Raw genomic sequence first — 21,379 nt, forward strand, 5'->3', positions numbered from 1 at the left:
GCGGAAAGACTCTGGATTGCTTCGCTGCGCTCGCAATGACGATGTGGATAGGGCGGCGAATACACGTTCAACTCAGCAAAAACCCGCCATCCACGGTCACCACGCTCCCCGTCATGTAGCGCGACGCATTCGACGCCAGCAGCAGGATCGCGCCGTCGAGATCGGATTCGGCGCCGACGCGGCGTTGCGGGATGCGTTTGGCGAGGCGCTCGCCTGCCGGCGTCGACCAGAAGGCGTGGTTCATCTCGGTGTCGATATAGCCGGGCGCGAGCGCGTTGATGCGGATGTTCTGGCCCGCGAGCTCCAGCGCCATCGCTCTCGTCGCCTGGATGATGCCGGCCTTGGAGATCGCGTAAGGCGAGAGCGCCTTCAGGACGCCGGTGCCGAGCACGGAAGCGATGTTGACGATGTTGCCCGGCTGCTTGCGTGCGATCATGCGGCGCGCCACTTCGGTCGCGAGGAAATAGGCGCCCTTGAGATTGGCGCCGATCACCGCGTCCCAGTCCGCCTCGGTCTGCTCGGTCGCGAGCTTCTCGATGGCGATGCCGGCATTGTTGATCAGCACGGTGACGGGGCCGAGCGCGGCTTCGGCGGCATCGACCGCCTTGGCGATCGAGGCGGTGTCGGTGACGTCGAGCGCGACCGTCGCAGCGCGGCCGCCCTTGCCGCGAATTTCCTCTTCCAGGCTCTTCAACTTGTCGGTCTGCCGTGCGGCCAGTGCGACGGCCGCACCATGCGCCGCCAGCACGCGGGCAAATTGCCGGCCCAGCCCTTGACTCGCACCCGTGACGAGGATGGTTTCTTTACTGACGTCGAATAGGTCTGACATGACGCGTTCCTTGCGCGGTTCCCTTACGCTTTGGAGCCACCAATACAGACGATTTTAGCGATCTGAAACCGGAATGATCGGCTCGGCGTTCATTCGTTCCGTCGAGGCAGGGCTTTCGCGCATGAACAGTTTCGATCTCGCCGTCTACGCCGCGCTCGCCGTCGCGGTCGGCTTCGGCTTCAGGACCGGGCTGCTGCGCAGCGCCATGACCATCCTCGCCTATCTGCTCGCCGCGCCGATCGCGGTGGCGCTGATGCCGCTGATCGCACCGCAGATCGCCGGCAATCCGAACTCGCCGCTGCTGCAGAACTGGATCTGGTTCTTCGCCATCTTCGTGGTCGTCGGCATGCTGTTCGGCCAGATCGGCCGCATTGCGCTGAACGACACGATCGGCGAGGCCGGCATCGGCGACCGGCTCGGCGGCGCCGCGCTCGGCGCCGCCAGGGTCGGCCTCGTCGCCACCACCTTGGTGCTGGTGTTCGACCAGATCGTGCCGACGAACCGCCAGCCGCCCTTCCTCGCCGGTTCGCATCTGCGGCCGCTGTTCTCGACCGCGGGCCAGATGGGCTTCAAATCGCTGCCGCCGGAAGCCGCCGCCGCGATCGACCGCCTCAAGCAGGAGCGGCGGATCTAGTCCGGATCATGCCTGCGCATTTGCATCGCCAGAGCGCGCGCCATGCATTTTGGTGCGAGCCCGTCCCTTATCAGCGGCGTCGCACTTGGCTAGAGTGCGGCCCGTCCAAAACCTGCCTGATAGATACGGGAGTGAAACAGTGGATCTTGGGATCAAAGGTCGCCGCGCCATCGTCTGCGCATCCAGCAAGGGCCTCGGGCGCGCCTGCGCCATCTCGCTGGCGGAGGCCGGCGTTCACGTCACGCTGACCGCGCGCGGCACTGATGCGCTGAAGAAGACGGCCGATGAGATCCGCAAGGCCTATCCCGATGTGACGGTTACCGAGATCGTCGGCGACATCACGACGCCGGCGGGCCGCGAGGCCGTGCTGAAGGCCTGTCCCGAGCCCGACATCCTGATCAACAACGCCGGCGGCCCGCCGCCCGGCGATTTCCGCAACTGGACCCGCGACGACTGGATCAAGGCGATCGACGCCAACATGCTCACCCCCATCGAGCTGATCAAGGCGACCGTGGACGGCATGATGGCGCGCAAGTTCGGCCGCATCGTCAACATCACCTCGGCCGCGGTGAAGGCGCCGATCGACATCCTCGGCCTCTCCAACGGCGCGCGCGCCGGCCTCACCGGCTTCATCGCCGGCCTGTCGCGCAAGACTGTCATCAACAACGTCACCATCAACGGCCTGTTGCCGGGCCCGTTCGAGACCGATCGCCTCACCGGCACCGCGAAGGCCGAGGCCGACAAGCGCGGCGTCAGCCCTGAGCAGATCCTGGCCGAGCGCGCCAAGCTCAACCCCGCCGGCCGCTTCGGCCAGCCCGACGAGTTCGGCTATGCCTGCGCTTTCCTGTGCGGCGCCAAGGCCGGCTTCATCACCGGACAGAACATTCTGCTGGATGGTGGTGCTTTCCCGGGGACGCTGTAAGCGCAACTTGCCCTCCCCGTTCTGACCGGGAGGGCACTCTCCGCCTCACCGCTGCTTGGTCGGCTCGTCCTCATCCTGCTGGCTCGGAGCGGAGGAATCGGCGGTGGTGCGCTCATCGGTCCAGTCGATGCCGAATTCATCGAGCCCGTTCGCGAGCAGGTCGCCCAGCATCGGCTCGCCGAGCAGATAGTGCACGGTTTCGCGGCGCGGGCTGCCATACTCACGCCGCGCCTCCACCGCGCGGGCGCGCAGATCGTCCCATTCATCGATCGAGCCGTCGCCGCGGCCGAGCCAGGTCAGCGCGACGAGATCGAGTTGCTCGTCCTCGTTCAAGGCGATCATGAAGCTTCCGAGCTCCTGGACGACAGGATCGGAGCCGTCGTCGTCGAGGACGTCCATCATATCGTCATCGGCCGCGTTCGAGCCGGAGTCGGGATCAGAAGCCCCCTCCTTGACGTCGAATTCGCGCGCCTTCTCGATGATGAAGGCGACCTTGTCCGCGGAAATCGCAAGCTCTGGCATGGCTTCCCCTTCGGCGTCTGTCTCGGGTTCCGGCGATAACGCCGCACCGCGTCAGATGATCCATTGCGCTCGATGGCAGAAAATGTGCATGTTCCAGCGCAAGAGCAAGAATACGGGGAGGCGCCGGATGCTGTGGAAGGTCGGCAAGGTCAGGATCACGAAATTCGTCGAAATGGAGACGGTCGGCTCGACCCGCTTCATCCTGCCGGCAGCCACCCATGACGAGATCCAGAAGCTGCCCTGGCTGATCCCGCATTTCGCCACCGAAGAAGGCCGACTGAAGATGTCGATCCATTCGCTCGTGGTGGAGACACCCTCGCGCCGCATCGTGGTCGATACCGGCCTCGGCAACGACAAGCAGGGCCGCGGCGTGCCGACCTGGAACAACCGCAGCTCGCCGTTCCTGGAGACGATGATTGCGGCGGGGTTTCCGCCCGACAGCATCGACACCGTGCTGTGCACGCATCTTCACGTCGACCATGTCGGCTGGAACACACGACTGGTCGACGGCCGATGGGTGCCGACCTTCCCGCAGGCGCGCTACGTCTTCGGCAAGACCGAATATGAACATTGGCGTGATGACACGGCCGAGCCGGACAAGGTCGCGGTGTTCAACGATTCCGTGAAGCCGGTGGTCGATGCCGGCCAGGCCGAGCTGGTCCCGAGCGACCACCGGCTCTGCGAAGAGATCAAGCTGATCCCGACTCCCGGTCACAGCCCGGGGCATATGAGCGTCCTGATCGAATCCGACGGCGAGCAGGCGCTGCTGACCGGCGACGTCGCCCATCATCCCTGCCAGATGGCGCATCTGGAGTGGTGCTCGACGGTGGATACCAACCCCGCGGAATCGGCGGCAAGCCGGCACGCGGTGTTCTCGCGCTTCGCCGACACGCGAACGCTGGTGATCGGCGGGCACTTTTCGGCCGGGCACATCAAGCGGGATGGGGACGCATTCAGGTTTGTGCCATTGGCCTAGCTTCGTAGGGTGGGCAAAGCGAAGCGTGCCCACCGGTCCGGGCTAACTGGAAGAGATAGTGGGCACGGCGCGTTGCGCCTTTGCCCACCCTACGAGCGCCGGAATCGGGGGGCTGCAATGCGGCCCGTTTTGAGCGGTTGAATTTCCTGCCGCCCTGTTCCAAGAAGCTATTCAACCGATCGGTCCAATCTCCAGGGAGAAACGAGAATGAAGCTTGTTCGTTATGGCGAGAAGGGGGCGGAAAAGCCCGGCCTGATCGACAGATCCGGCCAGTTGCGCGACCTGTCGGCGCATGTGAAGGACCTCACGGGTGAGGCCTATTCGCCGGAATCTTTGAAGAAGCTGGCGGCGCTCGATCCCGCCTCGCTGCCCGCCGTGTCCGGCAAGCCGCGGTTCGGCGCGCCCGTCACCGGCATCTCGAAATTCATCGCGATCGGCCTCAACTATTCCGACCATGCCAAAGAGACCGGCGCCGAGATTCCGAGCGAGCCGATCATCTTCATGAAGGCCAACACCTCGCTGTCGGGCCCGAACGATCCGGTGGAGAAGCCGCGCGGCTCGACCAAGCTCGACTGGGAGGTCGAGATCGCCGCCATCATCGGCACCCGCGCCAAATACGTCTCGGAGGCCGACGCGCCGAATCACGTCGCCGGCTATTGCGTCTGCAACGACGTCTCCGAGCGCGCCTTCCAGATCGAGCGCCTGGGCCAGTGGACCAAGGGCAAGTCGCACGACACGTTCGGCCCGCTCGGGCCGTGGCTCGCGACCAAGGACGAGATCAAGGACGTGCAGAACCTGTCGATGTGGCTCGACGTCAACGGCCAGCGCCGCCAGACCGGCTCGACCAAGACCATGATCTTCTCGATGGCCAAGTGCATCTCCTATGTCTCGCAGTTCATGACGCTGTTGCCCGGCGACGTCATCACCACGGGCACCCCGCCCGGCGTCGGCCTCGGCATGAAGCCGCCGACCTTCCTCAATGTCGGCGACGTCGTGACGCTCGGCATCGAAGGTCTCGGCGAGCAGCGCCAGGAGATCATCGCGGCGTAAGGCCTCCGCCCCTCTCCCGTCATTGCGAGGAGCCCGCGACAAAATTGCGAAGCAATTTTGCGCTGGCGACGAAGCAATCCAGACTATTTCCGCGGAGACAGACTGGATTGCTTCGCTTCGCTCGCAATGACGAAACCAATTGCCGGTCACCGCGCAGGACATTCCCATGAAGCTCACCTTTTCCCCCGCCTCGCCCTTTGCCCGCAAGGTGCGCATCGCCGCGATCGAGCTCGGGTTGATCGACAAGATCGAACTCGTGCCCGCGAGCGTCGCGCCGGGCACGGCCAACGAGGACTATTCGAAGATCACGCCGCTGAAGAAGCTGCCGGTGCTGATCACCAACGACGGCGACGTGATCCTGGATTCCTACGTCATCGTCGAATATCTGAACGAGATGGCGGGCGGCAGCCTGATCCCGGATTACGGCCCGCGACGCTGGAAGGCCAAGACCAATCACTCGCTGATCAATGGCATGCTCGATTCCATGCTGCTGTGCCGCTACGAGAAGATGGTGCGGCCGCAGGGGCTGCAATGGCAGGCCTGGTCGGACGATCACTGGAACAGGGCCTGGACCGGCATGGCGCGCTTCGAGAACATGCCTGAGGTGCTAAATGGCCCGTTCGACATCTCGCAGATCGGCCTCGTTTGCGTGCTCGGCTATGCCGACTTCCGCTTCGCCGATTGCGGCTGGCGCAAGGCCTATCCGAAGCTCGACACCTTCTATCAGAAGATGCTGGAGCGGCCCTCGGTCAAGATCTCGGTGCCGCCGGCCGCATAAATTTCGGGAGTTCTCATGAGCCTCAAATTCTCGGTCGGCGATCTCACCATCCATCGTGTCATCGAGCAGGAGACCTCGTTCGTCCCGGCGCTGGAGATGCTGCCGGGACTGACGGCGGACGTGTTGGCCGAGAACCGCGCCTGGATGCGCGAGGCGAAGGCGCTGGACGAGCAGGACGTGCTGCTGCTGTGCTTCCAGTCCTACGTGGTGAAGACGCCGCACCACACCATCCTGGTCGACAGCTGCATCGGCAACGACAAGCCGCGGCCCAATCGTCCGAAATGGAACATGAAGACCGACGACACCTATCTGCGCGGCCTCGGCGCCGCCGGGTTCGGGGTCGACGACATCGACTTCGTGATGTGCACGCATCTGCATGTCGACCACGTCGGCTGGAACACGCGGCTGGAGAACGGCCGCTGGGTGCCGACCTTCCCCAAGGCACGCTACGTCTTCGCCAAGCAGGAATTCGATCACTGGTCTGCGCAGAATGCGAAGACGGAGATCCCGCCTTTCGTCGACAGCGTATTGCCGGTGGTCGAGGCTAACAGGCACGAGCTCGTCGGCAACGACCATGCGATCGGCGATCACGTCCGCATCCTGCCGACGCCTGGCCATACGCCGGGCCATATCGCCATCACGATGGGCAGCCGCAAGGACGATGCGGTGTTCTCCGGCGACCTCATGCACTCGCCGCTGCAGACGCTCTATCCGGAGCTGTCGATCAAGTTCGACGTCGATCCGGCCGCAGCCGCGAAAACGCGCCGCAGCTTCCTGGAGCGCTATTGCGACACCGACACGCTGTGTTGCACCGCGCATTTTCCCTCGCCGTCGGTGGGGAAGATCAAGCGCAAGGGCAACGCGTTCGTGTGTGAGTCGGTTTAGTCTAGCGCGGCTCACGCCGCGGACTCCCATCCTCCCCTGGAGGGGGAGGATCGGTTCGCATGCAGCGAAGCGGAATGCGAACCGAGGTGGGGTGACGGTCTATCCTCGTTGAATACTGCCCGAGTGGAGAGATCACCCCACCCCGCTCGCGCTTCGCGCGATCGACCCTCCCCCTCCAGGGGAGGGTAAGAGACACTCGAGTGGAGGAAACGATGACCGCACTCCCCGACATTCCTCTCCCCGCCGGAATCCGCTCGCGCTACGTCGACGGCATCAACGGATTGCGGATGCATGTGCTGGAGGCCGGCTTCGAGACCAAGGGCCGGCCCTGCATTCTGCTGCTGCACGGCTTTCCCGAGCTCGCCTTCTCCTGGCGCAAGGTGATGCCGACACTCGCCGCGGCCGGCTATCACGTGATCGCGCCGGACCAGCGCGGCTATGGCCGCACGACGGGATGGAGCGCGGAGTATGGCGACGATCTCACGCCGTTCTCGCTCTTCAATCTCGTGCGCGATGCGCTCGGCCTAGTGTCGGCGTTCGGTTACAGGCAGGTCGATCTCGCCGGGCACGATTTCGGCAGCCCGGTTGCGGCCTGGTGCGCCTTGATCCGGCCCGAGGTGTTTCGCTCGGTGACGCTGATGAGCGCGCCGTTCGGCGGAGCACCGGCGTTGCCATTCGGCACCGTCGACAATCCAGCAAAGCCCGCGGTGGAAGACCCCGTGCATCGCGAGCTCGCCGCGCTGCCGCGTCCACGCAAGCACTATCAATGGTACTACGCGACCCGTCCGGCCAATGCCGACATGCAGCACGCGCCGCAAGGCGTGCATGATTTCCTGCGCGCCTATTATCATCACAAGAGCGCGGACTGGACCGACAACAAGCCCTATCCGCTGCAAGCATGGTCGGCGCAGGAGCTGGCGAAGCTGCCGACCTATTACGTGATGGACTTGCACGAGACCATGGCGGAGACGGTCGCGAAGGAGATGCCCTCGCCCGCAGCAATCGCCGCGAACCTATGGCTGCCGGACAGCGATCTCGCCTACTACAGCGCCGAATACAGCCGCACCGGATTCCAGGGCGGGCTGCAGTGGTACCGCTACGGCACGTCGGGCATGCTCAACAATGAGATGCAGCTGTTTGCCGGCCGCAGCATCGACGTGCCCTCCTGCTTCATCTCGGGCAAACAGGATTGGGGCACTTATCAGCGTCCGGGGGTATTCGAGGCAATGCAGGGGCGCGGCTGCACCAGGATGCTCGGCTGCCATCTCGTCGACGGCGCCGGCCATTGGGTGCAGCAGGAGCAGCCGGCCGCGGTGAGCCGGCTGCTGCTGGACTTCCTTGCAAAGGCCCACGCGGCCTGATTTGACCCGGAACCGCTGCCTCCTATATAGTTTAGAATTATTCTAAACTAGGGAAGCCGGTGCTGCTGTGAAGAATTTTGCCGATCTGACCGAGCGTGAGGTGCTGGCGGTCGCGATCTCCTCCGAGGAGGAGGACAGCCGCATCTACATGACCTTCGCCGAGGATCTGAAGGAGCGCTATCCGGACTCGGCAAAACTGTTCGAGCAGATGGCCGAGGAGGAGCGCGGCCATCGTCACATGCTGCTTGAAATGTACGAGCAGCGCTTCGGCCAGCATCTGCCGCCGATCCGCCGCGAGGACGTCAAAGGCTTCCTGCGCCGCCGCCCGATCTGGCTGACCAAGAACCTGCCGCTCGACACGATCCGCCGGGAAGTCGAGACCATGGAGCTCGAGGCCGAGCGCTTCTACGCCAAGGCCGCCGAGCAGGCCGAGGACGTCAACGTGCGCCGGCTGCTCGGCGATCTCGCCGAGGCCGAGAAGGGCCACGAGCACACCGCCGCGAGACTGACCGACGAGATCCTGAAGCCCGACGTGCGCGCCGAGGAGGACCGCACGCGCCGGCGCATGTTCGTGCTGCAATATGTGCAGCCCGGCCTCGCCGGCCTGATGGACGGATCGGTCTCGACGCTGGCGCCGCTGTTTGCCGCAGCGTTCGCCACGCACCAGAACTGGCAGACGTTCCTGGTCGGCCTCGCCGCCTCGATCGGGGCCGGCATCAGCATGGGGTTTGCGGAAGCGCTGTCCGACGACGGCTCGCTGACCGGGCGCGGCTCGCCCTGGCTGCGCGGCATCACTTGCGGCGCGATGACGACGCTCGGCGGGCTCGGCCACACCGCGCCTTATCTGGTGCCCGACAGCTGGGCCAACGCATTCTGGATTGCGACCGCGATCGCCTGCGTCGTCGTATTCTTCGAATTGTGGGCGATCGCCTTCATCCGCTCGCGCTACATGGACACGCCGTTCCTCCAAGCCGTGTTCCAGATCGTGCTCGGCGGCGCCATCGTGCTGGCGGTGGGGATCGTGATCGGGGCGGCGTAGTTCGCATCACATTCGCTGTCATGCCCCGGCTTGACCAGGGCATCCAGTATTCCGCGGCGGCAGTTCACTCACACAACTGGCGCCGCGGAATACTGGATCGCCCGGGTTAAGCCGGGCGATGACACCGACTTTGTGTTGGCCGTGCCGCCGATGGCTAGCAGCATATCAATCTCGATCAAACAGCCGTTGCGACGTTGGGCCAAACTGCGCATCATCCCTCAACAACCAGAGCGGGAGAAGCGCGTGGCCGGATCGGAATGGAGTTTCAAGAGCGCGGTCGAATTGTCGGCCGCATTGAATGCGAAGAAGGTCTCGGCGGTCGAGCTCACGCAGGATGCGATCGCGCGTATCGACCGGCACGACGGCAGCATCAACGCGGTGTGCGTGCGCGATTTCGATCGCGCGCTCGTCGCGGCGCGCGAGGCGGATGCGGCGCTGGCGCGCGGCGAGCGCAAGCCGCTGCTCGGCCTGCCCACGACGATCAAGGAATCCTTCAACATCGCCGGCCTGCCGACGACCTGGGGATTCGTACCGCAGAAGGACTTCAAGCCGGTGGAAGACGCGCTGGCGGTGGCCCGCATCAAGCAGGCCGGCGGCGTGATCCTCGGCAAGACCAACGTGCCGGTCGGGCTCGGCGACTGGCAGAGCTATAACGACATCTACGGCACCACCAACAACCCCTACGATCTCGGCCGCACGCCGGGCGGTTCGTCCGGGGGATCGGCGGCAGCCCTCGCCGCAGGCTATTGCGCGCTCGCCACCGGCTCGGACATTGGCGGTTCCCTGCGTGCGCCGGCATTTCATTGCGGCGTCTTCGCCCACAAGCCGACCCTCAATCTCTGCGCGGCGCGCGGCGAGACCCCGCCGCCGTTTCCAGCGATTCCGCGCGAGGGCGACCTCGCCGTCATCGGGCCGATGGCGCGCACGGCAGCGGACCTGTCCTTGCTGCTCGACGTCATGGCGGGACCCGATCCGCTCGAGGGGGGGATCGCCTACAAGCTCGACTTGCCTGCCGCACGGCATCAGTCGCTGCGGGATTTTCGTGTCCTGGTGATCGACAGCCATCCGCTGCTGCCGAGCGACCAGGATGTCCGCGGCGCGATCGACAAGCTTGCTACCGATCTTGCGAAGGCCGGCGTCACCGTCGCACGCGAGAGCGCGCGGCTTCCGGACTTCGCGGAGACGTCGCGGCTTTACATGCGCATGCTGCTCGGCTTTCTCGGCGCGTTCTTACCTCCCGACGAGCTGGCGGACGCGCAGGCACGGGCGAGCCAGCTCTCGCCGGAGGACACGAGCCTCGGCGCGGAACGACTGCGCGGCATCACCGCGAGCCACCGCGCCTGGGTGCTGGATGCGGGTAGCCGCGCCGTCCTCCGCGCGCAATGGCGGGCGTTTTTCGGAAGCTTCGACGCGGTGATCTGCCCGATCATGCCGACGCCGGCCTTTCCGCACGATCATTCGCCGGAACAAGATCTGCGAACGATCAGTATCGACGGCAAGGATTACCCCTATTCCGACCAGCTCGCCTGGCCGGGCATCGCAACGCTTCCGGGCCTGCCGGCGACGGCGGTTCCGCTCGGCCTGTCGAAAGGCGGCCTGCCCGTCGGCATGCAGATCGTCGGTCCGTGGTTGGAAGATCGGACGCCGCTCAAGCTCGCCGAGCTGGTCGAGCGGGAGTTCGGCGGCTTCGTGCCGCCGCCATTATTTGGTGACTAGTCCTTCCCGTCATTGCGAGGAGCTCTTGCGACGAAGCAATCCAGACTGCGTCCGCGGAGACATTTCTGGATTGCTTCGCTCCGCTCGCAATGACGGAGTAAGATAACATCGAGATTCCAGGTTCGCGCTCCGCGCGCCCTGGAATGACGGGGAGGAAGCACCATGAGTCAGGATCTCGAGCAGCTCACCGCACTCAATCGCGACTACGTCGCCGCCGTGCAGAACTGCGACGTCAAGCGCTTCGACGAGATCCTGGCGCCGGAGTTCTATTGCTCCAATCCTGACAAGACGCTGGTCGACCGCGCCGCCTTCCTGGAGCAGACGGCGCGGCCGATCGCGATCCGCAATTTGCATGCACACGACGTCATCATTCGCATCATGGGCGACTTCGCGATCATCCACGCCGCGACGAGTTACACGACGGCGGACGGTCAGCAGGCGAGCGGGCGGTACACCGATTGCTGGGCAAAGACGAGGGGAAGATGGCTGGCGGTGTCGGCGCACGTGTCGCGGTGAAGAAGGGACGCTGACCACACACTCTCCGCTGTCATGCCCCGGCTCGACCGGGGCATCCAGTACTCCGCGGCGGCAGTTCGGCGGACGAACGGCCGCCGCGGCGTACTGGATCGCCCGCCTTCGCGGGCGATGACACCTTCAATTTGGATCAGCTATCGAACACGATCACGCTGCGCAGCGTCTTGCCCGCCTTCATGTTGGCGAAGCCCTCGTTGATCTCGGAGAGCTTCAGCTTGGCGGAGATCCAGTCCTCCAGATGCAGCCGGCCACGCAGGTAGAAATCGACCAGGCGCGGCATGTCCACGCGGAAATGGTTCGAGCCCATCGAGGAGCCCTGGATCTTGCGCTCGCGCAGGAAGTCGAAGCCATGCAGCTCGATCTTCTGCCCGAACGGGATCATGCCAACGATCGTGGCGGTGCCGCCGGAGGCGAGCATCGCAAAAGCCTGCTCGGCAGTCTCCTTGCGGCCGAGCACCTCGAAGGAATGATGCACGCCGCCATTGGTGAGGTCGCGGACCTGCTTCACGACATCGCCGTCGGCCGGGTTGATGATGTCGGTCGCGCCCAGCTTGGTCGCGAGCTGGAGTTTTGCGGGATTGGTGTCGATGGCGATGATACGGCCGGCGCCGGCGATCTGCGCGCCGTTGATCGCGGCCATGCCGACGCCGCCGCAGCCGATCACGGCCACGGTCTCGCCCGCGGTCACCTTCGCAGTGTTCACCACCGCGCCATAGCCGGTGATGACGCCGCAGCCGATCAGGGCGGCGAGATCGAGCGGCATGTCCTTGCGGATCTTCACGATGGCGTTCTCGTGCACCAGCATCTGCTCGGCGAAGGAGGAGAGGTTGAGGAATTGGTGCAGCTTCTCCGGCTTCGACCATTGCATGCGGTTGGAGACGCCCGGCAGCATCTTCACCGTCGCGTCGGTGCAGAGCACGGTGCGGCCGGTGGTGCAATTGTCGCAGGTGCCGCAGAAGACGGAGAGACACGTGACGACGTGGTCGCCCGGCTTGACATAGGTGACGTCGGAGCCGACCTGCTCGACCACGCCGGCGGATTCATGCCCGAGCACCGCAGGCAGCGGATGCGGATAGAGCCCTTCCATGAAATGCAGATCGGAGTGACAGAGCCCGGCGACTGCGGTGCGGATCAAGACCTCGCGCGGGCCAGGCTTCGGCAGGCTGATGTCCTCGATGACGAGCGGCTGGTTGACTTCATAGAGGACGGCGGCCTTCATCGAACACTCCCTATCGCGTTTTTTGTTTGATCGTAGCGCGCAGCCTACGCTGCCAGGACCAGTTCGCCAACCTCGCTCATGCTGGCGGCGCGATCGCCGAGCAGCAGCGAAGCGATCTTCGCTTGCGCGGCATTTTCCGTCAGCCGGAACGGATCGTTCGGCGTCACGCGATGGTCGATCACGAGGCGCGACAGCAGCAGCCGGCGCGCATCGCCGCGCATGTCATGGATGCGGTGTGCTTCCCAGGCGAGGGCGACTGCGCTGGCGACGTGATAGAGCACGCTGGTGGCGCGGCGCGCATCGGCTTCGTTCTCGGACTTGCCTGCGACTTCGCGCGCGAAGCCGACGGCGCGGTCGGTGAGGCCACGCAGATGATCGCGCCAGGCCTGCGGCACCGAGGCGCTGTCGTCGAGCCGGGCGTGCAGATCGGCCGCGAGTGCGGCCTCAGCGCCGTGACGACCGACCGCCCGCCGCAGCGCATCGATCGCGACGATGTTGCCGGTGCCTTCCCAGACCGAGCCGAGATGCGCATCGCGCAGCAGGCGGGCGGTGGCGAATTCCTCGATATAGCCGATGCCGCCGCGCATCTCGAGCGCATCGCCGCAGACCTTGCGTGCGTCGCGCGTGGCGCGGAATTTGAGCGTCGGCGTGAGAATGCGCAGCAGCGCCGCGGCATCCTGGCTGCCGGCCTCGGCACGGTCGAGCGCGTCCGCAGTGAGGAAGCTCATCGACAGGCCCTGCTCCACCGGCAGCATGATCTTCAGCATCTGCCGCCGGCCCAGCGGCAGATCGATGATGCGCTGGCCGAACACGACGCGGCTCTTCGCCACCGTCATCGCGTCATGATAGGCGCGGCGCATCAGCGCGGTGGACTTGACGCCGTTGGAGAGCCGCGAGGAATTCACCATCTCGGCCATCTGCACGAAGCCGCGGTCGAGCTTGCCGACCGCGTAGGCGATCGCGCCTTCGAGCTTGATCTCGCCCGAGGCCATCGAGCGGGTGCCGAGCTTGTCCTTGAGGCGCACGATCCGGTAGTGGTTCTGCGAGCCGTCTTCGAGGAAGCGCGGCATCAGGAACAGGCCGACGCCGCGCGTGCCGGGGCCGGCGCCTTCGGGGCGCGCCAGCAGCATCACGACTTTCGCATCGGCATTCGAGCAGAACCATTTCTCGCCATAGAGGCGCCAATGGTCGCCCTCCTGCACCGCGCGCGTGGTCAGCGTGCCGACGTCGGAGCCGCCCTCCTTTTCGGTCATGAACTGGCCGCCTTGCGTCAGCTTGCTCATGTCGGTCGAGGTCAGGCCATCCAGATATTTCGCCTTCAACGCCTCGCTGCCGAAATTCGCGAGCAGCTTGGCGCAGCCGTCGGTGACGTTGATCGGGCAGCCCATGCCGAATTCGGTCTGGTTGAACAGGAAGGTGAAGGCATGCTTGGCGACGACAGGATATTTGTCCGGCCAGCCCATGATGCCCTTGGCGATCGAGAGCGCGTGGATGCCGAACTGGCCGAACGCGGCGTTCTCCAGCTCGCGATAGGCCGGGTGATATTCGATCCATTGCACGTCGCGGCCGAACTTGTCGCGCTGGTGCAGGATGGGCGTGTGGCGGTCGGCAAGCCGCGCGCATTCATCGAGATGGCCGCCGGCGAGCTCGCCGAGGCGATCGAGATGCGGCTCGATGTGGCGGAACAGATTCTCCGGCAGATGAATGCGGAGCAGGTCCGTGAGCGCGGGATCGGCGCGGTAGAAATTCATGCCGGACGTATCGGGCGCCAGCAGGCCGGAGGGTGCGGCCGCGATATCTTTTGGCTGCGCTGTGACCGGTCCGGGCATGATCGTCCTCTTCGTTTCCGTCCCACGGCAATTCTTTGCGCTTGCCGCTTTGGATGATGTCGATCATGCTCCCGTCGCGGACAGCGATAAAGCCGCAAAATGTCAGGGCGGCATGATCGCCGCGAGGGAGCAATTCGCCCTGCGGAATTGTGGCCGCGCCGGCTGGTTGTCCGCACGGACCGTGCCTAGATCAACGGCTCCCCGTCTGCGAGAGATCACCAAATGGAACATCCGAAATACAAGATCGCCCTCATCGTCGGTGCCGGCGAAGGCCTCAGCGCATCGCTGGCGCGCCTGCTTGCGGCGCAGGGCATCCGCGTCGCGCTCGCCGCGCGCAAGATCGAGAAGCTTGGCGCGCTCTGCACCGAGACCGGGGCGAAGGCCTATGCCTGCAACGCCACCGAGCCCGACGAGGTGGAGCGGCTGTTCGGCCTGGTCGAGCGCGAGATCGGCACGCCCGACCTCGTCGTCTACAATGCCAGCGGCCGGACGCGCGGGCCGTTCGTCGACCTCGTTCCCGCCGACGTCGCGCAGGCGATCGCGGTCAGCGCCTATGGCGGCTTCCTGGTGGCGCAGCAGGCGGCCAAGCGCATGCTGCCGAACCAGCACGGCGCGATCCTGTTCACCGGCGCTTCCGCCAGCGTCAAGGGCTACGCGCAGTCCGCTCCCTTCGCGATGGGCAAATTCGCGCTGCGCGGCCTTGCGCAGAGCATGGCGCGCGAATTGTCGCCGCAGGGTATCCATGTCGCGCATTTCGTCATCGACGGCGGCATCAGGAGCGCGGCGCGAAGCGAGCCGGCGGACAAGCCGGATTCGATGCTCGATCCCGATGCGATCGCACAGAGCTATTGGAACGTGCTGCAGCAGCCGCGCAGCGCCTGGAGCTGGGAGCTGGAGCTGCGGCCCTGGGTGGAGAGGTTTTGAAGCAAGCTTCCGTAGGGTGGGCAAAGGCGCGAAGCGCCGTGCCCACGATCCGAACTTAAGAAACAATGGTGGGCACGCTTCGCTTTGCCCACCCTACGAGAGCAGGGAGGAACAATGAGCAGCGAAACCACCATCGACACCGGCACCAATGAACTCCTCTGCGTCATCCGCGACCGCGTCGCTGTCATCACGCTGAACCGGCCGGAGGCGCGCAACTCGCTGTCGGATGTGCTGACGCCGGCGCTGCGCAGCATGATCCGGACCTGCGCAGAGGATCCGAACGTTGGCGCGCTGCTGCTCACCGGCGCGGGCGAAGCCTTCTGCGCCGGCGGCAACGTCAAGGGCATGGGCGCGCATCGCGATCCCAAGAAGCTCGAGATGTCGCTGGACGATCGCATCGCCGACCTTCAGGAGCGGCAGCGGCTGCTCACCGGCGCGCTGGTGTCGGTGCGCAAGCCGACCATCGCTGCGCTCCCCGGCCCCGCGGTCGGAGCCGGGCTTGCCATCGCGATGGCCTGCGACATCCGCATCGCGGCGCAATCGGCCTTCGTCGCCACCGGCTATGCCCGCATCGCGCTCAGCGGCGATTACGGCATCGCCTGGCTGCTGACTCGGCTGGTCGGCACCGCGCGGGCGCGCGAGTTGATGTTCACCGGCGACCGCGTCGATGCCGCACGCGCCGAGGCGATCGGCCTCGTCAACCGCGTCGTACCCGACGACAAATTGCAGACCGAGGCGTTCGCGCTGGCGAAATCGCTCGCCGAAGGCCCGCGCGTCGCGCTGCGCTACATGAAGGACAATCTCGACGAGGCCCTGCTGTTCGACTTCGAAACCGCGCGCGACCACGAAGCCGAACGGCTGGTCCGCCTCACCACGACCGCAGACCACAAGGAGGCCGTGCAGGCCTTCATCGAGAAGCGCAAGGCGGTGTTCACGGGGAAGTAGCTCCGAAACAAGCGCGGTCATTCCGGGGCGATGCGTAGCACCGAGCCCGGAATCCATTGGGTCGCAAAACGCGCGGTGAAATGGATTCCGGGTTCGCGCTGCGCGCGCCCCGGAATGACGATGGAGGGAGAGACCGCGAAGCACAAAAAAATGCCCGGCTCTGGCATGGCCAGGCCGGGCTGCAGTCATGTCAGGCCGAGGCTGAGGGGCTGTCGGCCTGACGGGAAAGGGCGGCGAGGCGCCAGCTCGCACAGGGAATGTCCTGCGGCGCGAGGTTGATCTCCTTGTCGAAGCGCACCAGCTTCCAGTCATCAGGATGGTTGACGAACGTGAAGCCGGATTTGCGCGCGAGCGAGACCATGGTCTCGTTGGAGCGCAGCGTGTCGCCGAACATGTGCTCGGCTCGAAGCGCAGCCGCGCGGCATTCGAGGTTCTTCATCAGCGCGGTGGCGATGCCGTGACCCTGCCAGCGGTCGTCGACCGAGAGGCCGAACTCGAGCGTCGCGGTCTCGGCATTGAAGGCATAGCGCGCTTCCGCCACGATGGTCTCGAAGCCGTCGACCATCATCGTCGCCACGACGGTGAAGCGATCGCGCTCGCCGACCTCGAGGAAATCGTGCAGCAGGCCCTTCGGCAATTCGCTGATCGCGCCGAAGAAGCGGTTGTAGCGGGAGCGGGTCGAGAGCGCGCGGAAATAGTGCTGCAGCTCATCGGTGTCGCGCGGCTCGACGAAGCGGACATTGAGCCGCTCACCGTGCCTTGTGCGCAGCGTGTCCGAATATTGCTTGAGGTCTTCGAGGCGAAGGGTGCTCATGACACATGCCCTGGTGAAAGGGACCGCCGGCGCCCCTGTGCTCAGGCGGCGCCGGCCTGGCGGCCAATCAGGCCCGCCAGAAGGGTTTGTCGGCCTCGTAGGCAACGTCGGACCAGGACAGCCCGACGTCGTGGAGGTCACGGGCGGTCCAGTGGGTCAGCTCGCGCCGGGTCCGGTAGCGTTCGTGCCAGACGTGAAGGGTCTCGCCGATCTGGTAGAGGAGGCCGTGCGCATGATGATTTGTCATCGAATTGTCGGTCAAGGTAGACATTTGCAGCTCCTGGAGCTAAGTTGACCGCTAATATCTGCCTCCTTCCGCGCCGCGACAAACGACAATTTGTACCTTTTCGCATGAAATAACGTCATGCATCCTGCTGCCAAATGACTGCCAGATTGCCCTCCCTGAACGGATTGCGTGCGTTCGAGGCCGCCGCCCGCCATCTCAGCTTCACGCTCGCCGCCAGCGAGCTGAACGTGACCCAGACCGCGATCAGCCATCAGATCCGCAGGCTGGAGGAGGAGCTCGGCATCCGCCTGTTCATCCGGCAGAACCGCGCGTTGGCGCTGACGCCGGAGGCGCGCGACTATTTGCCGGGCGTCCGCGCCGCCTTCAACGATTTGCGCCTCGCCACCGACCGTCTCTTGCGCAAGGACGACGACAAGGTGCTGACGGTGTCGACGCTGGCCTCGCTCGCCGCCAAATGGCTGCTACCGCGGCTGACCGATTTCCAGGAGCAGCATCCCGGCATCGACGTGCGCATCACCACCTCGACCAGCTTCGTCGACTTCCAGCGCGACAATGTCGATGCCGCGATTCGCTATGGCCGCGGCCAGTGGCCGGGCCTGCGCGCCGACTGGCTGATGGCGGATGAGCTGTTTCCGGTGTGCAGCCCCTCGCTGCTGCGCGGCGACAAGCCGCTGCGCCGCCCCGAGGATTTACGCAACCATCCGCTGCTGCACACGTCGAGCACCAACAGCGACGACTGGCGGCTGTGGCTGACCGCGGCGGGCCTGCCGGCCGAAATCGCGCGGCATCCCGGCATCACCTTCGACATGATCTTCATGACCATCCAGGCCGCGATCGACGGCATCGGCGTGGCGATGGGACGGACCTCCTACGTGCAGGACGACATCGCCAAGGGCCGCCTCGTGGTCCCCTTCAAGATCGCGCTGCCTGCCGATGCCGGGTTCTACCTGGTCGCGCCGGAAGGCCATCGGGAAGCGCCAAAGCTGGCTGCGTTCCGGCAATGGTTGATTGCTGCAACGCAAAATAAGGCCTGAAAAATCAGCAGCTTCCTCTGCAAAACGGATTGACTCGCCGCTTCTCGCGCGGGAAGGGGTATGACAGATTGTCGCAGCATCAATCTGTCGCCTTGCCGTGAATGATTCCCGGTCCGGCCACGTCTTGAAGGGGAGCAATGCCATGGCTGGACCAGCCACCTCAACCAATTCGCCCGCCATCAAGTCGCGCATCGGCGCGATCCTGCGCGCCACGAGCGGCAATTTCCTCGAGCAGTTCGACTTCTTCCTGTTCGGCTTCTATGCCGCCGCGATCGGCAAGGCGTTCTTCCCGTCCACCAACGAGACGGCGTCGCTGCTCAACACGTTCGGCGTGTTCTGGCTCGGCGCCTTGATGCGTCCGGTCGGCGCCATCGTGCTCGGGGCCTATATCGACCGCATCGGCCGCCGCCAGGGCCTGATCGTCACGCTCGGCATCATGGCCTTCGGCACCGTCGTTATCGCGTTCTGCCCGAGCTATGCGACCATCGGCATCGCCGCGCCGATCATCGTGCTGATCGGCCGGCTGCTGCAAGGCTTCTCCGCCGGCGTCGAACTCGGCGGCGTGTCGGTGTATCTCGCGGAAATCGCAACGCCTGGCAATCGCGGCTTCTACACCTCGTTCCAATCGGCGAGCCAGCAGGTCGCGATCTTCGTGGCTTCGATCCTCGGTTTCATTCTTTCCGAGGTGATGCCGGCCGACACCGTCGCCGCCTGGGGCTGGCGCATTCCCTTCTTCGTGGGCTGCCTGATCATTCCCCTGATCTTCGTCCTGCGGCGGACGCTGGAGGAGACGCCGGCCTTCCTCGCCATGAGGAAGCATCCGACGACGCGCGAGGTGTTCGCCTCCGCGCTCGCCAACTGGCGCATCGTCGTCCTCGGTATGATGATCGCGATCCTGACCACGACGACGTTCTACTTCGTCACGGTGTACACGCCGACCTTCGGCAAGACCGTTCTGAAGCTATCAACGCAGGACGCGTTGCTGGTCACGTTGCTCGTCGCCGTCACCAATTTCATCTGGAATCCGGTCGGCGGCGCGCTGTCCGATCGCATCGGTCGCAAGCCGGTGCTGCTCGCCATCGCGGGCCTTTCGCTCGTCACCGCCTATCCGGCGCTGCACTGGCTGGTGGCGGCGCCGACCTTCGGCAAGCTGCTCGCGGTCGAGATGATGTTCTCGTTCTATTTCGGCGTCTACAGCGGCACCATGCTCGGCGCACTGGTCGAGATCGTGCCGGCGCACGTGCGCACAACCTGCTTCTCGCTCGCCTTCGCGCTCGCCGCCGCCCTGTTCGGCACATTCACCCCGTTCGCCTCGACCTGGCTGATCGAGCGCACCGGCGACAAGGCCTCGCCCGGCTTCTGGCTGATGTTCGCAGCACTGCTCGGCATCATCGCGGCCTCGACGGTGTATCGCGGCGGCGGCAAGGCGGTGCCGACCTATGATGCGGTGCCGGAGCCGGTTGCAGGGCGTTGAGGCAGGTATCATTCCGGGGCGCGCGTTGCGCGAGCCCGGAATCCATTTCTCACAGCATTCTGTTGCACGATGGATTCCGGGTTCAGCCCTGCGGGCTGCCCCGGAATGACGGCGAGAGCTACAGCTCCACCACCACGTAGTCGCTCTCGACTTTCACCGGAATCGTCTCGGCGACATACGGTCCCTTTACCACGCTCGCGCCGGGCTCGACATGGGCCGGATAGGCCTTCACGCGAAAGCGGCGGGGATCGCAATAGGACTGGCCGGTGCGGATGTCGAACTCCCAGCCGTGCCAGGGGCAGCGGATGATCTCGCCGAGCTTGGTGTATTCGATCTCGCCCGGATTGCGCGACTGTGCGAGCCCGATCAAGGGCCCCTCGCACAGCGCCGCGCCCTGATGCGGGCAGCGGTTCATCAGGCCGAAATATTCGCCCTTGATGTTGAAGACTGCGATCGGCCGTCCGTCGATCTCCAGGAATTTTCGCGTGCCCGGCGGAAGCTCGTCGACCGCGGCAATCACATGCCGCGCCATCAATTTATTCCGTACAGCTTCTTTGCATTGCCGAGATAGAACGCCTCGCGGTTGGCTTCGCTGACGCCCGCCGGCAAGACGCGCGAGGGCTCGTCATAGTCCCAATGCGGATAGTCGGTCGCGAACAGCAGGCGGTCCCAGCCGATCCACTTGATGACGTCGAACAGATTCTCGCGGCTTTCAGGATCCTCCATCGGCTGCGTCGTCCACCACACCTGCTCGCGGATATATTCCGACGGCGGCCGCTTCACATGCGGCACCTCGCTGCGCAGCCGCTGCCAGGCCTTGTCGAGCCGCCATGCCAATGACGGCGCCCAGCCGAAGCCGGCCTCGATCATCACCATCTTCAGTTTCGGGAAGCGCTCGAACACGCCCTCCAAAACCAGGCTCGCCAGCGCCGATTGCTGGCACTGCGAATGCCCGACCATCTCCTCGATGTAATAGGATGGCCAGCCCGACGGCGTGATCGGATTGCCGCCAAAGCCGAAGGCGTGCACGCCGACGGGAAGGCCGGCCTCTTCCGCCGCCTGATAGATCGGCCAATAGCGGCGCTGGCCGAGGGGCTCGACGTTGCGGCTGAGCAGCAGCACCTGCACGAAGTTCTTGTCGCCGGCGCGCTCGCGGATCTCGGCGGCGGCCGACAGCCCGTCCTCATTGCCGACGACGATGGAGGCTTTCAGCCGCTTGTCCTTGCTGGTCCATTTGTCGATCTGCCAATCGTTGATCGCCGAGCACAAAGCGGCCGAGAGCTCGTGATTGCGGATGCCCTGCCCGGTGTTGAGCGGATTGAGCACGCCGAGCTGCACGTTGTTGGGATCGAGCAGCTGCTTCTGCATGAAGGCGAGCGAGGAGCCCTGCGGGCCGCCTTCCGGCGGATAGGCATCGCGGCGCGAGGCGTTGGGCTGGGCCTTCGGATAGGGCGGACCTTCCATCATGCCCTGATAGGCATGGACACCATAGACTTCGAGGTGATGCTGCCAGCGTTTGGCGAGATAGGGATAGAGCTCGGTGCGGGTCGCGCGTGCCGGATGGATGTCGCAGTCCGCGATCGCGGTTTTGACGGTCAGTGGGGAAGCGGCTTCTTGGTTCTCGCGGAACTGGATATTCATCGCCTT

22 protein-coding genes are annotated in these 21,379 nt (G+C 65.1%); 14 read left to right on the plus strand and 8 right to left on the minus strand.

What is annotated here, in order from left to right; translation table 11 throughout:
- Positions 1-67: 67 nt before the first annotated feature.
- A complete protein-coding gene (locus XI05_RS25505; RefSeq protein WP_271506966.1) occupies positions 68-829 on the minus strand; it encodes an SDR family oxidoreductase in 762 nt (253 codons plus the stop codon).
- A gap of 121 nt (positions 830-950) precedes the next feature.
- Here XI05_RS25505 and XI05_RS25510 point away from each other — a divergent pair, with 121 nt between their 5' ends.
- Entirely contained in the window at positions 951-1,463 is a 513-nt protein-coding gene (locus XI05_RS25510; RefSeq protein ID WP_271506968.1) for a CvpA family protein, read from the plus strand.
- 139 nt (positions 1,464-1,602) lie between these two features.
- Positions 1,603-2,385, plus strand: a complete 783-nt coding sequence (locus XI05_RS25515; protein ID WP_212260058.1) for an SDR family oxidoreductase — start codon at positions 1,603-1,605, stop codon at positions 2,383-2,385.
- Between the two features lie 45 nt (positions 2,386-2,430).
- Here XI05_RS25515 and XI05_RS25520 read toward each other — a convergent pair whose 3' ends face one another.
- Positions 2,431-2,907 (minus strand): DUF3775 domain-containing protein, encoded by a 477-nt coding sequence (locus XI05_RS25520; protein WP_271506970.1) that lies wholly within the window; start codon positions 2,905-2,907, stop codon positions 2,431-2,433.
- Positions 2,908-3,034: 127 nt separating this feature from the next.
- Here XI05_RS25520 and XI05_RS25525 point away from each other — a divergent pair, with 127 nt between their 5' ends.
- From XI05_RS25525 to XI05_RS25560, 8 genes are all read left to right on the plus strand, one after another.
- Entirely contained in the window at positions 3,035-3,883 is an 849-nt protein-coding gene (locus tag XI05_RS25525) for an MBL fold metallo-hydrolase (protein WP_271506972.1), read from the plus strand.
- A 207-nt stretch (positions 3,884-4,090) separates the two neighbouring features.
- On the plus strand, positions 4,091-4,933 hold the full coding sequence (locus XI05_RS25530; RefSeq protein WP_271506973.1) for a fumarylacetoacetate hydrolase family protein: 843 nt from the start codon (positions 4,091-4,093) through the stop codon (positions 4,931-4,933).
- Between the two features lie 166 nt (positions 4,934-5,099).
- Positions 5,100-5,711, plus strand: coding sequence for a glutathione S-transferase family protein (locus XI05_RS25535; RefSeq protein ID WP_271506975.1), 612 nt, complete (start codon positions 5,100-5,102; stop codon positions 5,709-5,711).
- Between the two features lie 15 nt (positions 5,712-5,726).
- The gene (locus tag XI05_RS25540) at positions 5,727-6,596 is read left to right on the plus strand and encodes an MBL fold metallo-hydrolase (RefSeq protein ID WP_271506976.1); all 870 of its coding nucleotides are present in this window, start codon (positions 5,727-5,729) and stop codon (positions 6,594-6,596) included.
- Positions 6,597-6,808: 212 nt separating this feature from the next.
- Complete coding sequence (locus tag XI05_RS25545; RefSeq protein ID WP_271506977.1) at positions 6,809-7,957, plus strand: alpha/beta hydrolase; 1,149 nt, start codon at positions 6,809-6,811, stop codon at positions 7,955-7,957.
- Between the two features lie 67 nt (positions 7,958-8,024).
- Positions 8,025-8,996 carry an iron exporter MbfA gene (gene mbfA / locus XI05_RS25550; protein WP_271506978.1) on the plus strand — a complete coding sequence of 324 codons (972 nt, stop codon included), beginning with the start codon at positions 8,025-8,027 and terminating at the stop codon, positions 8,994-8,996.
- 243 nt (positions 8,997-9,239) lie between these two features.
- Positions 9,240-10,712, plus strand: a complete 1,473-nt coding sequence (locus tag XI05_RS25555) for an amidase (protein WP_271506980.1) — start codon at positions 9,240-9,242, stop codon at positions 10,710-10,712.
- A gap of 162 nt (positions 10,713-10,874) precedes the next feature.
- Complete coding sequence (locus XI05_RS25560) at positions 10,875-11,228, plus strand: nuclear transport factor 2 family protein (protein WP_271506981.1); 354 nt, start codon at positions 10,875-10,877, stop codon at positions 11,226-11,228.
- A 148-nt stretch (positions 11,229-11,376) separates the two neighbouring features.
- On the opposite strand, the gene XI05_RS25565 is transcribed toward XI05_RS25560, so the two are convergent.
- Positions 11,377-12,465 carry a Zn-dependent alcohol dehydrogenase gene (locus XI05_RS25565; protein WP_035997137.1) on the minus strand — a complete coding sequence of 363 codons (1,089 nt, stop codon included), beginning with the start codon at positions 12,463-12,465 and terminating at the stop codon, positions 11,377-11,379.
- A gap of 44 nt (positions 12,466-12,509) precedes the next feature.
- Positions 12,510-14,294 carry an acyl-CoA dehydrogenase family protein gene (locus XI05_RS25570; protein WP_271506983.1) on the minus strand — a complete coding sequence of 595 codons (1,785 nt, stop codon included), beginning with the start codon at positions 14,292-14,294 and terminating at the stop codon, positions 12,510-12,512.
- A gap of 222 nt (positions 14,295-14,516) precedes the next feature.
- Here XI05_RS25570 and XI05_RS25575 point away from each other — a divergent pair, with 222 nt between their 5' ends.
- Positions 14,517-15,218 carry an SDR family oxidoreductase gene (locus tag XI05_RS25575; RefSeq protein ID WP_271506985.1) on the plus strand — a complete coding sequence of 234 codons (702 nt, stop codon included), beginning with the start codon at positions 14,517-14,519 and terminating at the stop codon, positions 15,216-15,218.
- Positions 15,219-15,332: 114 nt separating this feature from the next.
- A complete protein-coding gene (locus tag XI05_RS25580; RefSeq protein WP_271506987.1) occupies positions 15,333-16,163 on the plus strand; it encodes an enoyl-CoA hydratase in 831 nt (276 codons plus the stop codon).
- A 190-nt stretch (positions 16,164-16,353) separates the two neighbouring features.
- On the opposite strand, the gene XI05_RS25585 is transcribed toward XI05_RS25580, so the two are convergent.
- Positions 16,354-16,977, minus strand: a complete 624-nt coding sequence (locus XI05_RS25585) for a GNAT family N-acetyltransferase (protein WP_271506989.1) — start codon at positions 16,975-16,977, stop codon at positions 16,354-16,356.
- A gap of 67 nt (positions 16,978-17,044) precedes the next feature.
- Entirely contained in the window at positions 17,045-17,248 is a 204-nt protein-coding gene (locus XI05_RS25590; protein WP_271506991.1) for a DUF1127 domain-containing protein, read from the minus strand.
- Positions 17,249-17,358: 110 nt separating this feature from the next.
- Here XI05_RS25590 and XI05_RS25595 point away from each other — a divergent pair, with 110 nt between their 5' ends.
- A complete protein-coding gene (locus tag XI05_RS25595; protein WP_271506993.1) occupies positions 17,359-18,258 on the plus strand; it encodes a transcriptional regulator GcvA in 900 nt (299 codons plus the stop codon).
- 142 nt (positions 18,259-18,400) lie between these two features.
- A complete protein-coding gene (locus tag XI05_RS25600) occupies positions 18,401-19,732 on the plus strand; it encodes an MFS transporter (protein WP_172787030.1) in 1,332 nt (443 codons plus the stop codon).
- A gap of 118 nt (positions 19,733-19,850) precedes the next feature.
- Here the strand turns inward: XI05_RS25600 and XI05_RS25605 are convergent, their stop codons facing one another.
- Both XI05_RS25605 and XI05_RS25610 read right to left on the minus strand, forming a co-directional pair.
- The gene (locus XI05_RS25605; protein WP_271506995.1) at positions 19,851-20,264 is read right to left on the minus strand and encodes a Rieske (2Fe-2S) protein; all 414 of its coding nucleotides are present in this window, start codon (positions 20,262-20,264) and stop codon (positions 19,851-19,853) included.
- Entirely contained in the window at positions 20,264-21,373 is a 1,110-nt protein-coding gene (locus XI05_RS25610) for an amidohydrolase family protein (protein WP_271506997.1), read from the minus strand. Before XI05_RS25610 ends, XI05_RS25605 begins: the two co-directional genes overlap by 1 nt.
- Positions 21,374-21,379 lie beyond the last annotated feature (6 nt).

It is taken from the genome of Bradyrhizobium sp. CCBAU 11357 (genome assembly GCF_028128865.1).
GTDB lineage: Bacteria > Pseudomonadota > Alphaproteobacteria > Rhizobiales > Xanthobacteraceae > Bradyrhizobium.

Coding starts and splice junctions, on each gene's coding strand:
- XI05_RS25580 (WP_271506987.1), top strand. CDS start 15,333: ATGAGCAGCGAAACCACCATCGACACCGGCACCAATGAACTCCTCTGC.
- XI05_RS25570 (WP_271506983.1), bottom strand. CDS start 14,294: ATGCCCGGACCGGTCACAGCGCAGCCAAAAGATATCGCGGCCGCACCC.
- XI05_RS25540 (WP_271506976.1), top strand. CDS start 5,727: ATGAGCCTCAAATTCTCGGTCGGCGATCTCACCATCCATCGTGTCATC.
- XI05_RS25610 (WP_271506997.1), bottom strand. CDS start 21,373: ATGAATATCCAGTTCCGCGAGAACCAAGAAGCCGCTTCCCCACTGACC.
- XI05_RS25520 (WP_271506970.1), bottom strand. CDS start 2,907: ATGCCAGAGCTTGCGATTTCCGCGGACAAGGTCGCCTTCATCATCGAG.
- XI05_RS25595 (WP_271506993.1), top strand. CDS start 17,359: ATGACTGCCAGATTGCCCTCCCTGAACGGATTGCGTGCGTTCGAGGCC.
- XI05_RS25525 (WP_271506972.1), top strand. CDS start 3,035: ATGCTGTGGAAGGTCGGCAAGGTCAGGATCACGAAATTCGTCGAAATG.
- XI05_RS25505 (WP_271506966.1), bottom strand. CDS start 829: ATGTCAGACCTATTCGACGTCAGTAAAGAAACCATCCTCGTCACGGGT.
- XI05_RS25560 (WP_271506981.1), top strand. CDS start 10,875: ATGAGTCAGGATCTCGAGCAGCTCACCGCACTCAATCGCGACTACGTC.
- XI05_RS25600 (WP_172787030.1), top strand. CDS start 18,401: ATGGCTGGACCAGCCACCTCAACCAATTCGCCCGCCATCAAGTCGCGC.
- XI05_RS25575 (WP_271506985.1), top strand. CDS start 14,517: ATGGAACATCCGAAATACAAGATCGCCCTCATCGTCGGTGCCGGCGAA.
- XI05_RS25565 (WP_035997137.1), bottom strand. CDS start 12,465: ATGAAGGCCGCCGTCCTCTATGAAGTCAACCAGCCGCTCGTCATCGAG.
- XI05_RS25590 (WP_271506991.1), bottom strand. CDS start 17,248: ATGTCTACCTTGACCGACAATTCGATGACAAATCATCATGCGCACGGC.
- XI05_RS25545 (WP_271506977.1), top strand. CDS start 6,809: ATGACCGCACTCCCCGACATTCCTCTCCCCGCCGGAATCCGCTCGCGC.
- XI05_RS25510 (WP_271506968.1), top strand. CDS start 951: ATGAACAGTTTCGATCTCGCCGTCTACGCCGCGCTCGCCGTCGCGGTC.
- XI05_RS25585 (WP_271506989.1), bottom strand. CDS start 16,977: ATGAGCACCCTTCGCCTCGAAGACCTCAAGCAATATTCGGACACGCTG.
- XI05_RS25605 (WP_271506995.1), bottom strand. CDS start 20,264: ATGGCGCGGCATGTGATTGCCGCGGTCGACGAGCTTCCGCCGGGCACG.
- XI05_RS25535 (WP_271506975.1), top strand. CDS start 5,100: ATGAAGCTCACCTTTTCCCCCGCCTCGCCCTTTGCCCGCAAGGTGCGC.
- XI05_RS25530 (WP_271506973.1), top strand. CDS start 4,091: ATGAAGCTTGTTCGTTATGGCGAGAAGGGGGCGGAAAAGCCCGGCCTG.